Genomic DNA, 14314 nt, shown 5'->3' on the forward strand with positions numbered 1-14314 from the left:
TGGTCCCGCAGGCCGAGAAGGCCTGCCTGGGGGGAGGAACGCGTCATGAGAGTCAGCGTTTTCGGGCTCGGCTACGTGGGCTGCGTGTCGGCCGCGTGCCTGGCCAGCATGGGTCACGAGGTCATCGGGGTGGACGTCAACCAGGTGAAGGTCGACCTGGTCAACGACGGCAAGGCCCCGGTGGTCGAGGAGCGGATCGGCGAACTGACCGCCGAGGTCGTACGGACCGGAGCCCTGCGCGCCACCCGCGACGTCCGCGAGGCGGTCATGGGCAGCGAGGTGTCGCTGGTCTGCGTGGGCACCCCGTCGGAGCCCAACGGCAGCCTGTGCACCACGTACTTGGAGCGGGTCACCGAAGAGATCGGCGCCGCGCTCGCCGAGCGGGGCGGGCGGCACACCGTCGTCTTCCGCAGCACGATGCTCCCCGGCACCTGCCTGAACCTGCTGGTGCCGATCCTGGAGAAGTACGTCGGCGGTACGGCCGGGGTGGACATCGGGGTCGCGGTCAACCCGGAGTTCCTGCGCGAGGGCACGAGCGTGCGGGACTTCTTCGACCCGCCCAAGACCGTCATCGGCGAACTCGACCCGGCCAGCGGCGACGCGGTGCTGGCGCTGTACGACGGCCTGCCCGGCGAGGTGTTCCGGGTGCCGGTCCCGACGGCCGAGGCGATCAAGTACGCGGACAACGCCTTCCACGGCCTGAAGATCGGCTTCGCGAACGAGCTGGGCGCGGTGTGCCAGGCGCTCGGGGTGGACTCGCACCAGGTGATGGACGTGTTCCTGGCCGACCGCAAGCTGAACATCAGCCCCGCCTATCTGCGGCCCGGCTTCGCCTTCGGCGGCTCCTGCCTGCCCAAGGACCTGCGCAGCCTGGTCCACGCGGCGCAGCGGGCCGACGTCTCGGTGCCCATCCTGTCCCATGTGCTGCCCTCCAACTCCGACCATCTGCAGCGCGCGGTGGAGCTGGTCGAGCGCACCGGCAAACGCCGGGTGGGGCTGTTCGGGCTGTCGTTCAAACCCGGCACCGACGACCTGCGCGAGAGCCCGCTCGTCGAGCTGGCGGAGCGGCTCTTCGGCAAGGGGTACGACCTGAAGATCCACGACGCCAATGTGAGCCTCTCCCGGCTGATCGGCGCGAACCGCGAGTACATCGAGACCCGGCTGCCGCACCTCGCGCAACTGCTCGCGGACTCCGTCGACGAGGTGCTCGAACACGCCGAGGTCTGCCTGGTCGGGACCAGGGACCCTGCTGTCCTCGCTGCGCTGCCCCATGGCGGCGGCCCGGTGATCGTCGACCTCATACGCCTCCCCGACGCCGAGGCGCGTCGGGCCGAACCTGGGTACGTGGGCCTTGCTTGGTGATGCAGTCAGCGGCGACCGGCCTGACCGGCGCGCGCTGATTCTGGTGGAGAACCTGTCGGTGCCGTTCGACCGGCGGGTGTGGCAGGAGTGCACGACCCTGCGCGACGCGGGCTGGACGGTGCACGTCATCTGCCCCCAGGGCAGCAAGCGGGACACGGAGCCGGAGGCCGTGATCGACGGGGTGCGGATCCACCGCTACCCGTTGCGCGCCGCCACGGGAGGGCCGGCCGGCTATCTGCGGGAGTACGGATCGGCGCTCTGGCACACGCTCCGGCTGGCCCGCAAGGTCGGCCCGGTCGACGTGGTCCACGCCTGCAACCCTCCCGACCTGCTGTTCCTTCCGGCCCTGTGGCTGAAGCGGCGTGGAGCACGCTTCGTCTTCGACCAGCACGACCTGGTGCCCGAGCTGTATCTGTCCCGGTTCGACCGCGGCGAGGACCTGCTCTACCGCGCCGTGTGCGCGCTGGAACGGGCGACCTACCGGGCCGCGGACGTCGTGCTCGCCACGAACGAGAGCTACCGGGACGTCGCGGTACGCCGTGGCGGCCGACGGCCCGAGGACGTCTTCGTGGTGCGCAGCGCGCCCCAGACCGACCGGTTCCAACCCGTGCCGCCCGAGCCGGAGTTGAAGCGCGGCAAGCCTCATCTGCTGTGCTACCTCGGCGTCATGGGCCCGCAGGACGGCGTCGACTACGCCCTGCGCGCCCTGGCGAAGCTGCGCGACGAGGCCGGGCGGACCGACTGGCACGCGGTGTTCGTCGGCTCCGGCGACGCCTTCGACGCGATGGTGGAGCTGTCCCGGCGGCTCGGGCTCACGGAACAGGTGCAGTTCACCGGGCGCGTTCCGGACGCCGACCTGGTGCGCTACCTGTCCACCGCGGACGTGTGCCTCTCCCCCGACCCGCGCAATCCGCTCAACGACCTGTCGACCATGAACAAGGTCCTGGAGTACATGGCGATGGGGCGGCCCATCGTCTCGTTCGACCTGAAAGAGGCGCGCGTCTCCGCCGGTGACGCCGCCGTCTACGCGCCCGCGAACGACGAGGCCGAGTTCGCGCGGCTCGTCGCGCTGCTGCTGGACGACCCGGAGCAGCGGGCCCGTATGGGAAAGATCGGCCAGGAGCGGGTCAACGGGCCGCTGTCCTGGCGGAATTCGCAAGCGTCGCTGCTCGCCGCCTACGCCGCTGCCTGCCGTGACCACCCTCCGGTGCCGTCGGGCGCCCCGGGCCGGGCAGGGAAGAGGCCGCGCCGTTGAGCGATGACACGATACGCCTGGTCACGGTCGGGCGGATTCTCCGCCGGCGCCGGCGGCTGCTCACCCTCCTCGTCGTGGTGGGTGCGCTCGTCGGCTACGGCACCTCGCTGGTGTTCCCGCCGCGCTACACGACGTCGGCATCGGTCCTGCTGCCGGGCGCGTGGGAGGAGCGCGAGCTGCTGACCCAGGCGGAGATCGCGACCAGTTCGGTGGTGGTCGACCGCGCGGCCGCCGCACTCGGCTGGCCCGGGGTGGGGGGAAGCGACCTGCGGGACCAGGTGAGCGCCAAGGCTGCCGACGGCAACATCATCAGGATCTCGGGTACGGCCGACACCCCGGCGCGCGCCCAGCAGCTCTCCGACCAGGTGGCCCAGGAGTTCGTCGCCTTCGCCGCGCGGCTCGCGGGCGACAGCGCCGACCCCGAGGCGGCGTCCGGGCCCGAGGCGCTGCGCAAGGCGGTGGAGCGGACCAACCGCCGCATCACCGACCTGGCCGAGGCGGCCGATCCGGGGCAGACCGTGGAGAGCGTGCAGGCCCGCACCGAACTGGAGAAGCTGCGCACCACGCTGCAGGAGGCCATGAAAAAGCTGGACGAGGCCGACTTGGCGACGAACAGGGCCACCATGGTCGTCATGGGGCCGGCGGCCCGGCCGACCGGTGAGGCGGCGCCGACGCGGGTGCAGTTCATCGTCGCCGGGGCGCTGCTGTTCTTCCTGGCCGCGGTCATCGGCCATCTCGCCGCCGCGCGGGTGAGTCGCCGGCTGCGCACCGCACCGGAGATCGCCGCGGCGCTGGGCTCCACGCCGCTGGGCACCGTGGACGTACCCGCTGAACGGCCCGCGCACCGGCCGCAGGGCAGTGGCCCGCGGGCCCGGATGCGACGGCTGCTGGGCGTCGACACCCGGTGGGACGTACCGACCCCGCAACCGTCCGGCGGCGAGGCCGGACGGCAGCTCCGCTACCGGCGGGTGTGTGCGCGCCTGCGGGAGCAGGTGCCTGCCCCGCGGCGGCTGCTGGTCGTCGTACCGGACGGCGACGAGGTCGCCCGCCGGGCCGCCGGGCAGCTCGTCGCCGAGGCCGAGGGCGATCCGCTGCTGCGGATGGTGGAGGTCTCGGTGTCCCGGCCGCTGGTGCCGGACCGCGACACCGAGTCCGGTGCCCTCGTGGTCCTCAGCGCGGGCGGCTGGACCGCGGAGGAACTCGCCGGCGTCGCCGAGGCGTGTGCGGACGCGGGGCACGAGGTCGTCGGCACCGTCGTCGCCGGCCTGGTCCGGGCCCGTCCGGCGCGGTCGGCCGGCCGTCCCGCGGACGAGGCCACCGTGGCGCTCGCGGTGCGCGGCCACGCGACGGGAGGTTCGGTGTGACGACGGGCAAGACTTCGGAGTCGGCCGCAGCTCCGCTGCTGGATCTGCAGGCGCTGGTGGTGGCGGTGCGCAGGCGCCGCCGCCTGTGGTGCTCCCTGGCACTGCTGGGGCTGCTGGTCGGCGCGGCGGTCGCGGTCCTGCTGCCGCCGGCGCCGACCGCGGTGACCACGGTGCTGGTCGCCCATGAGGAGGACCAGCCGAACGACACCGGAACGCTGATCCGCACCGACGTCGAGCTGCTGCACACCACGCGGATCGCCGGCCAGGCCCTGCGGGCCCTCAACTCCCCTGAGAGCCCGGCGGACTTCATGCGGGACTACCGGGGCACCGGCCTGACCAACAACCTGCTACGCATCGATGTGACGGGTGACAGCGACACGGAGGCGGTGGCCCGGGCCGAGGCGCTGGCCGACGCGTTCGTCGCGGACCATGTGCGGCGGATGCGGCAGACCGCTGCGGCCGAGGCGAAGGCCCTGCTCGACCAGCGTGACCGCATGAGCAAGGAACTCGCCGAGGTCAACGAGGCGATCGGCGACGGACCGCCGCAGAGCGACCCGGAGGCGTCGGCGAACCTGGAGTCGCTCTTCGCCCGCCGCGCCGAACTCACCTCGCGGGTCGCCGACTTCGACCAGCGCGCCGAGGAAGCGCGCATGGGAACGCCCCGGCTCGTCGCGGGCACGCAGATCGTGGACGCCCCGCGCGCGGTACGGCACTCCCTGCCCAGGGCCGCCGGCACCGACGGCGCGATCGGGCTGGTCCTCGGGCTGGTCCTCGGGCTCGCGGTGGCCGCGGTCGGCGCCGTGGTGGCGGACCGGCCCGTACTGCGCCGGGAGATCGCGGCGAACCTCGGCGCCTCGGTGATCGCGGAGCTGCCGCGCGCGCCCCGCGGGCCGGCCCGGTTGTGGCAGCGCCGAAGAACCCGGGCGGCACGGACACGGCTCACCACGTCCCTGGCCCGCACCGTGCGCGCCTCCGTGGAGCCGGTGTCGCTGCTGGAACTGGGCTGTGCGCGCAGCACGAGCGTGATCGCCCTGGACCTCGCCGGGGCGCTGGCGGCGGAGGGGCCCGTGGTCGTCGTCGACGGTCTGCCCGGCCTGCCGCTCGCAGGCCGCCGCCCGAAGCCGGGAGCCCCGACGGTGGTCGACGGCGAGCGTGCCGCGGCTGTGCCGCACGACGAACTCCGGGTCGGCGTCGGCTCGGTGGCACCCGGCACGGCGTGGACCGACCTCCGCTACCTCGGCACCCGGACCGTGCTCGTCGTGCGTGCCGGGCACGGCAGCGCCGCATGGCTGCACACCGTGGCGCGGCAGCTCGCGGACCAGCGCATCTCGGTGATCGGTGTGGTGCTGATCGACCCCGATCCGGGTGACCGGACCGACGGCACGCTGTGGGACGGGCCCCTCACCGCGCTGCGCGGTCAGAACGAGCGGCCGGTCCGGCAGAGCGGCACAGTGCGGCGGCGGACGGAGCGGCCGCCGATGTGGGCGGCGCGGGTTCCGGACAGCGACCAGGAGGCGCGGTAGGACATGTGTGGCATCGCAGGTACTTACCGCTGGCCGGACGGGAAGGCCGTGACCGACCGGCTCACCCAAGTCCTCGCCCACCGCGGCCCGGACGGGGCGGGCCGCTACGGCCACCCGGCCGGTGACGGCGACGTGCAGCTCGGGCACCGCCGGCTTTCCATCATCGACCTGTCCGAGACCGGCGCCCAGCCGATGGTCAAGGACGGCCTCGCCCTCACGTACAACGGCGAGCTGTACAACGCGCCCGAGCTGCGGACCGAGCTGACGGCCGCCGGGGTGCGCTTCCGCGGTACCTCCGACAGCGAGGTGCTGCTGGAAGCCTGGCGGCGTTGGGGCACCGACTCCCTGCCCCGGCTGCGCGGCATGTTCGCGTTCGGGATGTTCGACGAGCGCACCGGCGAGCTGGTGCTCGTCCGCGACCAGCTCGGCATCAAGCCGCTGTTCCTGCTCCGGCGGGGCGAGGGCCTGGTGTTCGCCTCCGAGCTCAAGGCGCTCGCCGCCGCGACCGGCGGGTCGCTGGAGGTGGACCCCGGGGCGCTGGTGGCCTCGCTGCTGTACTACTGGGTGCCGGACTCGCGGTGCGCGTTCCGCGAGGCGGAGAAGCTGCCGCCGGGGAGCTGGCTGCGGTGCCGGCCCGACGGCCGGGTGGAGCGCGGCCGGTACTGGAACCTCCGGGATGTCGCCGCCGAGGCCCGGGAGAGCGAGCCGCCGGATCTGGCCGCTGTCGTGGAGGAGTCGACCCGTCGGCACCTGCTCTCCGACGTACCCGTGGCGACGTTCCTGTCCGGCGGCCTCGACTCCAGTTATCTGACCGCGCTGGCGGCCCGTCACCAGCCCGGGATCTCCGCCTACACGATCGGGTTCCGCGCCGAGGACGCCAAGTTCGAGGCGATGCCGGACGACCTGCGCTATGCCCGGCAGGTGGCCGCGCGGTTCGGCGTCGACCTGCACGAGATCGAGATCGCTCCGAACGTGCTCGACCTGCTGCCGCGGATGACGTACCACCTGGACGAGCCGATCGGCGACCCCGCCGCGATCAACACGTTCCTGATCTGCTCGGCCGCCCGGGAGGCCGGGGTCAAGGTGATGCTCTCGGGGATGGGTGCCGACGAGCTGTTCGCCGGGTACCGCAAGCACCTGGCCAACCTGCTCGCGCTGCGCTACCAGCGTGTCCCGCGGCCTCTGCGGCGCGGGGTGTCCGCGGTCGTGGACCGGCTGCCGGTCGCGACGAGCCGCCGGGGGTACCGGTCGGTGCGCTTCGCGAAGCGGTTCCTCTCCTTCGCCGAGCTGCCGGAGGAGACCGCGTTCCGGCGCAGCTACACCATGTACGACCGAGGCGAGCTGCTCGCCCTGATCGACCCGGATCTGGCCGCCACGGTCGACGACGTGCTGACCGAGCACGCGGACGTCTACCAGGACAACGACCTCGACGACTTCGTCAACCGCATGTGCCTGGGCGACGCCCGGATGTTCCTGCCGGGCCTGAACCTCGCCTACACGGACCGGGCGAGCATGGCCGCGTCGACGGAGGTGCGGGTGCCGTATGTGGACGTCGAGGTGGTCAAGGCGGCGTTCGCCGTGCCCGGCGACCGGAAGATCGTCGGCCGGCAGGGCAAGGCCGTCCTCAAGGAGGCGGCCACCTCCCTCCTGCCCCGGGAGATCGTGTACCGGCCCAAGGGCCTGTTCAGCGCCCCCTTGCGTGCCTGGATGAGCCGGGATCTGGCCCCGCTGGTGCGCGAGGTGGTCAACGACGGTGAGATCGTCCGCTCCGGGTTCCTGCGCCGCGACGCGCTGGCGCGGATGGTCGCCGAGGACGCCGCCGGGCAGCGGGACTTCTCCAAGCATCTGTGGCACGTGCTGACCCTGGAGCACTGGTATCGCGGCGCGACCTCACGGTCCGGCGAGGCCCCTTCCCTGACGGCGTAGAGACAAGAGGACTTCGGTGAAACAGGTTGTGCAGAACTACAAGAGCGGCGAACTGGCGCTGCTCGACGTGCCGGTGCCGGGGTGCAAGGCGGGGGGTGTGCTGGTCCGGAGCGCCTACTCGCTGATCTCCACCGGGACCGAGCTGATGAAGGTGTCCGAGGCCGGCATGTCGATGCTGGGCAAGGCCCGCTCCCGGCCGGACCAGGTGGCCAAGGTCGTGCAGAGCGTGGCCGCCAACGGGGTGCCCGCCACCTACCGCAAGGTGATGGGCAAGCTGGACTCCTACACGCCGCTGGGCTACTCGCTGTGCGGGGTGGTCGAGGAGGTCGGCGCCGGGATCGACGATGTGGCGGTCGGTGACCTCGTGGCCTGCGCCGGCAACGAGCACGCGCTGCACGCCGAGCTGAACTGGGTGCCGAAGAACCTCTACGCCCCGGTGCCGGACGGCCTCGCGCCGCGGCACGCGGCCTTCGGTACCGTCGGGTCGATCGCGCTGCAGGGCGTCCGCCAGGGTGAGCCGCAGCTCGGCGAAGTGGCGCTGGTGGTCGGTCTCGGGCTGATCGGGCAGCTGGTGGTGCAGCTCCTCGCCGCCTCGGGGGTCCGCGTCGTCGGCGCCGACCCCGACCCGGCGCGCTGCGAGCTCGCCGAGCGCCTGGGCGCGGCGGCCTGCGGCGATCCGGCCTCCGCGGCCGTGGAGAACGCCGTCGCCGAACTCACCGGCGGCCACGGCGTGGACCAGGTCTACCTGGCCGCCGGCGGCGGCAGCAACCAGCCTGTCGAGCTGGCCGCGCGGCTGAGCCGGGACCGCGGCCGGGTCGTCGACATCGGCAAGTGCCGCCTGGACCTGCCGTGGAACGCGTACTACGAGAAGGAGCTCGACGTCCGGTTCTCGCGTTCGTACGGGCCCGGGCGCTACGACCCTTCGTACGAGCTGGAGGGGCGCGACTACCCGATCGGCTACGTGCGGTGGACCGAGCGCCGCAACCTGGCGTGCTTCCTCGATCTCGTCGCCCGCGGCAGCGTCGACGTCGAACCCCTGATCTCCCATGTCGCCGACTTCGACGACGCCGTAGAGACGTACCAGCGCCTGAAGGACGGCGAGTTGAAGGCCGTGACCGCGCTGTTCCGTTACCCCGAAGCGGAGGTGGAGGCGGTAGCCCCGGCGGTGGCCGTGCCCGCGGTGAACGGGAAGCCGAGTCCGGCCCGGGCCACCAGGACTCCGGTGAGGGTGGCGTTCGTCGGCGCGGGCAACTACGCGACGTCGATGCTGCTGCCGCACCTGGCGCAGCGCGACGGCGTGGAGCTGGCGACGGTCGTCACCACGACGGCGCTGTCCGCGGCCAACGCGCAGCGCAAGTTCGGCTTCGCCGAGGCGACCACCGATCTCGACGCCGTCCTCGGTGACCCGTCCATCGACGCGGTGTTCGTGGTCACCCGGCACAGCTCGCACGCCGAACTGACGCAGAAGGCGCTGCTGGCCGACAAGGCCGTGTTCGTGGAGAAGCCCCTGGCGCTCACCGAGGACGAGCTGGCCGGCGTGCTCGCTGCGGTGGAGAAGTCCGGCAACGACCGGCTGCAGGTGGGCTTCAACCGCCGGTTCGCGCCACTGCTGCAGGAGGCCAGGAAGCAGTTCGGCACCCGGACCGGTCCTGCGAGCCTGCGCTACCTGGTCAACGCGGGCAGGCTGGAGCACGGCAGCTGGTACCTCCAACAGGGCACCCAGGGCTCGCGGTTCGCCGGCGAGGGCGGGCACTTCATCGACACGGCGAGCTGGCTGCTCGACGCGGACCCGGTGTCGGTGTACGCGATCACCACGCCCGGCAACGAGGACCTCCAGGTCGTGCTGCGCTACCCGGACGGGTCCACCGCCACCATCAGCTACGTCACCACCGGTGCGCCCGGCTTCCCCAAGGAGACGCTGGACCTCATCGCGGACGGCAGGGTGCTGCGGCTCGACGACTTCGTCCGCGCCTCGGTGTACGGCCGTAAGCGGTGGGTCAGTTCCCGGCTTCCCAAGGCCCGGGACAAGGGCCAGAACGCCGAACTGGCCGCGTTCATCAGGGCGGTGCGGACCGGCGGGCCCATGCCGGTGCCGCTGGAGTCTCTGGTCGCCACCACGGCGGCCACCCTCGCCGTGCAGGCCGGCCTGGCGAGCGGGGCGCCGGTGACGCTGGCGAGGGCCCGATGACCATGGACGCGGGCTGGTACCTGCGGCGGCTGTCCCGGATGGGACCGCAGGAGGTCGCGGGCCGGGTGGGCGACACGGTGCGCAGGCGGCGCTGGCGGTCGGCGCCGCCGGCCTGCCCGAGCGTGACCGGCGCCCGCTTCACCGCCGTACTGCCCGCGGGGACGCTCGACGGGGTGGCGCCGGACGCCGCGAAGCGTCTGGTCGCCGAGGCGGACCGGCTGATGGCCGGGCACGCCGAGTACTTCGGCGTGGAGCGCGACGACCTGGCCGACCCGGACTGGTGGTACGACCCGAAGACCGGGCGCCGGGCTCCGGCGGGCTACGCCTTCGACGTGCCGTACCGCGACGAGGACGCGGTCGGGGACATCAAGCAGATCTGGGAGCTGTCCCGGCATCAGTACCTCACCGTGCTCGCCGCCGCCTACGCGGTCACCGGGGACGAGCGGTACGCCGAGCGCGTCGCCGGGCATCTGCGGTCGTGGTGGACGGCCAACCCGCCGCTGCGCGGGGTGCACTGGACCAGCGGCATCGAGCTGGGCATCCGGCTGCTGTCCTGGGTGTGGGTCCGCCGGCTGCTCGACGGCTGGCCGGGCGCGGCCGGACTGTTCGAGGGCAACCCGGTGGCGCGGAACCAGATCTGGCACCACCAGCGCTGGCTGGCTGCCTTCCCCAGCCGGGGGTCCTCGGCCAACAACCACGTCGTCGCCGAGGCCGCCGGGCAGTTGGCCGCGGCCTGCGCGTTCGGGTGGTTCCCCTCCTCGGCGCGCTGGCGGGCCGACGCGCTGCGGTCGCTGGAGCGGCATCTGCGCGGCAACACCTTCCCCTCAGGCCTCAACCGTGAGCTGGCATCCGAGTATCACGGACTGGTGCTGGAGCTGGGCCTGGCCGCGGTGGCCGAGGCGGATGCGGCGGGCGCGCCGGTCCCCGCGTCGGTCCGGCTGGTGCTGCTGCGGATGACCGACGCGCTCGCGGCCGTGGTGGACAGCCGGCTGCGGCCGCCACGCCAGGGGGACGCGGACGACGGACACGGTCTGGTCGTGGACGGCGCGGGCACCGACCGCTGGGGCTCGCTGCTGGCCACCGGTGACGCCGTGTTCGGCCGGCTCGCCTGGTGGCCGCAGGTGCCCGGCACCGATGTCCGCACCCCGCTGCTGGCCGCGCTGATCAAGCCCACCGAACTGTCCGTGGCCCGCCCGGCGAGCCGGCCGGCGCACTTCGCCGACGCGGGCATGACGATCCTGCGCGGTCCGGGCGAGATCTGGTGCCGCTGCGACGGCGGTCCGCACGGGTTCCTGTCCATCGCCGCGCACGCCCACGCGGACGCGCTGTCCGTGGAGGTCCGGCACGACGGCGTCGACGTGCTCGCGGACCCGGGGACGTACTGCTACCACGGGCAGCCCGAGTGGCGGCAGTACTTCCGGTCGACCCTCGGCCACAACACCCTGCGACTGGACGGCAGTGACCAGTCCGTCTCCGGCGGCCCGTTCCTGTGGACCCGGCAGGCCCGCAGCCGTGTGCTGGTCGCGGACGAGGGCGCCGCCCGCTGGTGCGCCGAGCACGACGGCTACCGGCCGTCCGTGCACCGCCGCCGGGTGGAGCTGGCGACCGGAAGCCAGGAGCTGAGAGTGGTCGACGAGGTACGCGGCCCGCGCCGGGCCGCCGTGCAACTGGTGTTCCACCTCGGCCCGGCGATCGCCGTGGACCTGGTGGACAGCCGGGCCGAGCTCACCTGGACCCGCGACGGCGAGGACCGCTCCGCGGTGCTCGACCTGCCCGGGCAGCTGAGCTGGCGTGCGCACCGTGGCGAGAGCGACCCGCCGCTGGGCTGGTACTCCCCCGGCTTCGGCCGCAAGGAACCCGCCACCACGCTGATCGGCACCGGCTTCGCCGACGGCGCGGCGGCGTTCAGCACCGTACTGAAGTTCCGCGGCTAGGGGGGCGCGTGGGGATCAAGTGGCGGCACCGGGTGCTGCCGGCGGCACCGCTGGCGCTGGCCCTGCTGGCGGCGACCGGCTGTGAGGGCACGCCGGACGCACAGCCGGAGCCGACCGCCGCGCACTCCACGTCCGTGGCCCGGGTGTGCGGCAAGCCCGCCGCCGGGCCGGTGAAGGCGCCGGCGGGCGCGGTGACGGTCGACCCCGCGGTGGTCGGGGACCTGGCGGCGAAGACCCGGAACAGCCCTCCGCACACCACGTTCTGGCTGCGGCCGGGCAGGCACACGCTCGCGCCGGACCGCTACGCCCAGGTCATCCCCAAGGAGGGGAACAGCTATCTCGGCGCGCCGGGCGCGGTGTTCGACGGCCGCAGGACCAACCAGTACGCGTTCGGCGGCACCGCCCGGGGCGTCACCGTCCGCCACCTGACCGTGCAGGGGTTCGTCGCCCCGCACGACGAGGGCGTGGTCAACCATGACTCGGCCGACGGGTGGGCGATCGAGCACACGACGATCCAGCAGAACTCCGGCGCCGGACTGATGGCCGGTGCCGGCCAGCAGGTGCGCGCCAACTGCCTGCGCGGCAACGGCCAGTACGGCATGAACGCGTACAAGGCCACCGGCCGTATCAGCGGTCTGGTGGTCGAGGGCAACGAGATCGTGGGCAACAACACGGACGACTGGGAGCGGCGGCGGCCGGGCTGCGGCTGCGCCGGAGGCGTCAAGTTCTGGGCCGTGGACGGCGCCGACGTACGCCGCAACTGGGTGCACGACAACCGCGGAGCGGGGTTGTGGGCGGACACCAACAACAACGACTTCCGCATCGAGGACAACCTGCTCGAGGACAACGACGGTGCCGCGCTGATCTACGAGACCAGCTACAACGCGGTCATCCGGAAGAACACGATCCGGCGGAACAACTGGGTCGAGGGCCGCAGGTACGCCGACAGCGGCGACACCTTCCCGTTCGCGACCATCTATGTGTCCGAGTCCGGCGGCGAACCGCGGATCCGGGCCCGTACGGACAAGATCGAGATCTACCGGAACGTGCTGGAGAACAACTGGTCCGGGATCACCCTGTGGGAGAACGCCGACCGGTTCTGCAACAGCCCGGCCAACACCTCCTCCGGCGCCTGCACGTTGCTGGTGAAGGACACCGGCCGCTGCGCCCGGCCGGCGATCGCCCGTGCCCCGCTGTACGCCGACTGCCGGTGGAAGACCCAGCGGGTGGACATCCACGACAACCGCTTCGTGCTGGACAAGTCCGTCCTCGACTGCACGGTGAAGTGCGACCGTATGGCGGTGCTGGCCAACTACGGCACCTATCCGGACTGGTCGCCGTACCAGGGCGAGCGGGTGGCCGAGGCGATCACGCGGGCGCAGCACAACCGCTGGCACGACAACGTCTACCTCGGACCGTGGAGCTTCGTCGCCCACGACCCGGGCCGGCTGCTCGACTCCTGGCAGTGGCAGGGCGCGCCGTACCGGCAGGACGCGGGCAGTGTCTTCCGCGCACGGGACGGTGGTTGAGATGGGCGAGGACCGCACGCCGAAGAGCGTCGGGACGGTCTGGGGGCTGCTGGTCCTCAACACGCTCGGCTCCGCCGGGGCGAAGACCATCGTCCCGCTGCCCCGTTCCCTCATCCAGATGGTCACCATGGGCGCGCTGGTCGCCGCGTTCGCGCTGGCGCTCGCGCTCAATCTGCGGCTGCGTATCCGGGCCAGCGCCTTTCTGCTGCTGCTCACTCTGCTGCTGGTGCCGAGCGTGATCTCCAGCGTGCATCTGGAGTCCGGGTTCGGCGCGCTGTTCCGCTGCGCCCGGCTGGCTCTCTTCGTCGGCACGCTGTGGCTGCTCAGCCGCTGGTGGGACGGCGGTGCGACGTTCGTCCGGCACCACATCCGGATGTACTTCGCGGTGCTCGGCTCGGTGGCCGCCGGTCTGGTCGTCTCCCCGGGCGCGGCCCTGCCCGACCTCTACGGCGGACGGCTGGTCGGCGCGTTGTGGCCGCTCACCCCGCCGCAGATCGGGCAGTACGCCGCGGTGATCATCGGGCTCACCGTGCTGCTTCTGATGGGCCGCCGCACCGACCGGGTGAGCGCGGCGGTGGTCGTCGTGCCGTCGCTCGTCCTGCTCGCGCTGACCCATACGCGGACGGCCACGCTCGGCCTGCTCGTCGGGCTGGTGCTGGCGATCGGCTCACTCATCCTGACGAGCGCCGCCGCCCGCCGGTTCTTCGCCTGGGCGGTGCTGTGCGCCGCCGTGGCCGCGGTGGGGCTGGGCTCCGCGCTCCAGGCGTGGTTCCTGCGCGGGCAGAGCAAGGAGAACTTCACCAGCCTCACCGGTCGGGCGAAGGTCTGGGACGCCCTGCTGGCGGCACCCCGGACGACCTCGGAGCAGTTGTTCGGCGTGGGCCTGGGCGACAAGTCGTTCGGGGGGCTGCCGATCGACAACAGCTGGCTGGCCGTCTACCACGAGCAGGGGATGACCGGCGTCGCGCTGGTGGCGGCGGTCGTCATCGTGCTGGGTGGTGTCGCGTTGCTGCGGCCGCCTTCGCTGTCCAGGGCCTGCGCAATCTTCCTGATCAGCTACTGCGCGATCGCGTCGTACACCGAGGCCGGACTCGGCGACGCCTCGCCCTATCTGCTGCATCTCGCCGTGGCGGCCTCGCTGCTGGCGGCACCTGCCGCGGCCCCTCCCCTTCCGGCGCCCGCTGTGCCTCGACGACGTGTCCCTCGATGGGCCAGAACGGAGGTGACCTGAGC

General features: G+C 72.7%; 9 protein-coding genes. All 9 read left to right on the top strand.

Going from position 1 to position 14314, the window contains the following annotated elements; genetic code table 11:
* Nucleotides 1-45: 45 nt before the first annotated feature.
* From ACIQ6Y_RS20945 to ACIQ6Y_RS20985, 9 genes are read left to right on the top strand one after another with little or no spacing between them, the layout of a single operon-like run.
* Nucleotides 46-1362 carry a nucleotide sugar dehydrogenase gene (locus ACIQ6Y_RS20945; RefSeq protein ID WP_404040957.1) on the top strand — a complete coding sequence of 439 codons (1317 nt, stop codon included), beginning with the start codon at nt 46-48 and terminating at the stop codon, nt 1360-1362.
* A complete protein-coding gene (locus ACIQ6Y_RS20950; RefSeq protein ID WP_404040960.1) occupies nt 1352-2617 on the top strand; it encodes a glycosyltransferase family 4 protein in 1266 nt (421 codons plus the stop codon). The genes ACIQ6Y_RS20945 and ACIQ6Y_RS20950 overlap by 11 nt, the downstream gene beginning before the upstream one ends.
* Complete coding sequence (locus ACIQ6Y_RS20955; RefSeq protein WP_404040963.1) at nt 2614-3981, top strand: Wzz/FepE/Etk N-terminal domain-containing protein; 1368 nt, start codon at nt 2614-2616, stop codon at nt 3979-3981. Before ACIQ6Y_RS20950 ends, ACIQ6Y_RS20955 begins: the two co-directional genes overlap by 4 nt.
* Nucleotides 3978-5504: a Wzz/FepE/Etk N-terminal domain-containing protein gene (locus ACIQ6Y_RS20960; protein WP_404040966.1), complete on the top strand. Its 1527-nt coding sequence runs from the start codon at nt 3978-3980 to the stop codon at nt 5502-5504. The genes ACIQ6Y_RS20955 and ACIQ6Y_RS20960 overlap by 4 nt, the downstream gene beginning before the upstream one ends.
* A gap of 3 nt (nt 5505-5507) precedes the next feature.
* On the top strand, nt 5508-7430 hold the full coding sequence (asnB, locus tag ACIQ6Y_RS20965) for an asparagine synthase (glutamine-hydrolyzing) (RefSeq protein ID WP_404040969.1): 1923 nt from the start codon (nt 5508-5510) through the stop codon (nt 7428-7430).
* 16 nt (nt 7431-7446) lie between these two features.
* Nucleotides 7447-9618, top strand: a complete 2172-nt coding sequence (locus ACIQ6Y_RS20970) for a bi-domain-containing oxidoreductase (RefSeq protein ID WP_404040972.1) — start codon at nt 7447-7449, stop codon at nt 9616-9618.
* Complete coding sequence (locus tag ACIQ6Y_RS20975; protein WP_404040975.1) at nt 9615-11552, top strand: alginate lyase family protein; 1938 nt, start codon at nt 9615-9617, stop codon at nt 11550-11552. Before ACIQ6Y_RS20970 ends, ACIQ6Y_RS20975 begins: the two co-directional genes overlap by 4 nt.
* A gap of 8 nt (nt 11553-11560) precedes the next feature.
* Nucleotides 11561-13081 carry a right-handed parallel beta-helix repeat-containing protein gene (locus ACIQ6Y_RS20980; RefSeq protein WP_404040978.1) on the top strand — a complete coding sequence of 507 codons (1521 nt, stop codon included), beginning with the start codon at nt 11561-11563 and terminating at the stop codon, nt 13079-13081.
* 1 nt (nt 13082) lies between these two features.
* The gene (locus ACIQ6Y_RS20985; protein WP_404040981.1) at nt 13083-14312 is read left to right on the top strand and encodes an O-antigen ligase domain-containing protein; all 1230 of its coding nucleotides are present in this window, start codon (nt 13083-13085) and stop codon (nt 14310-14312) included.
* Nucleotides 14313-14314 lie beyond the last annotated feature (2 nt).

Source organism: Streptomyces sp. NPDC096205, assembly GCF_044763135.1.
Classification (GTDB): Bacteria; Actinomycetota; Actinomycetes; order Streptomycetales; family Streptomycetaceae; genus Streptomyces.

Bases quoted from the DNA above. Each gene is read 5' to 3' on its own strand.
- ACIQ6Y_RS20945 (WP_404040957.1), top strand. From the start codon at position 46: ATGAGAGTCAGCGTTTTCGGGCTCGGCTACGTGGGCTGCGTGTCGGCC.
- asnB (WP_404040969.1), top strand. From the start codon at position 5,508: ATGTGTGGCATCGCAGGTACTTACCGCTGGCCGGACGGGAAGGCCGTG.
- ACIQ6Y_RS20975 (WP_404040975.1), top strand. From the start codon at position 9,615: ATGACCATGGACGCGGGCTGGTACCTGCGGCGGCTGTCCCGGATGGGA.
- ACIQ6Y_RS20985 (WP_404040981.1), top strand. From the start codon at position 13,083: ATGGGCGAGGACCGCACGCCGAAGAGCGTCGGGACGGTCTGGGGGCTG.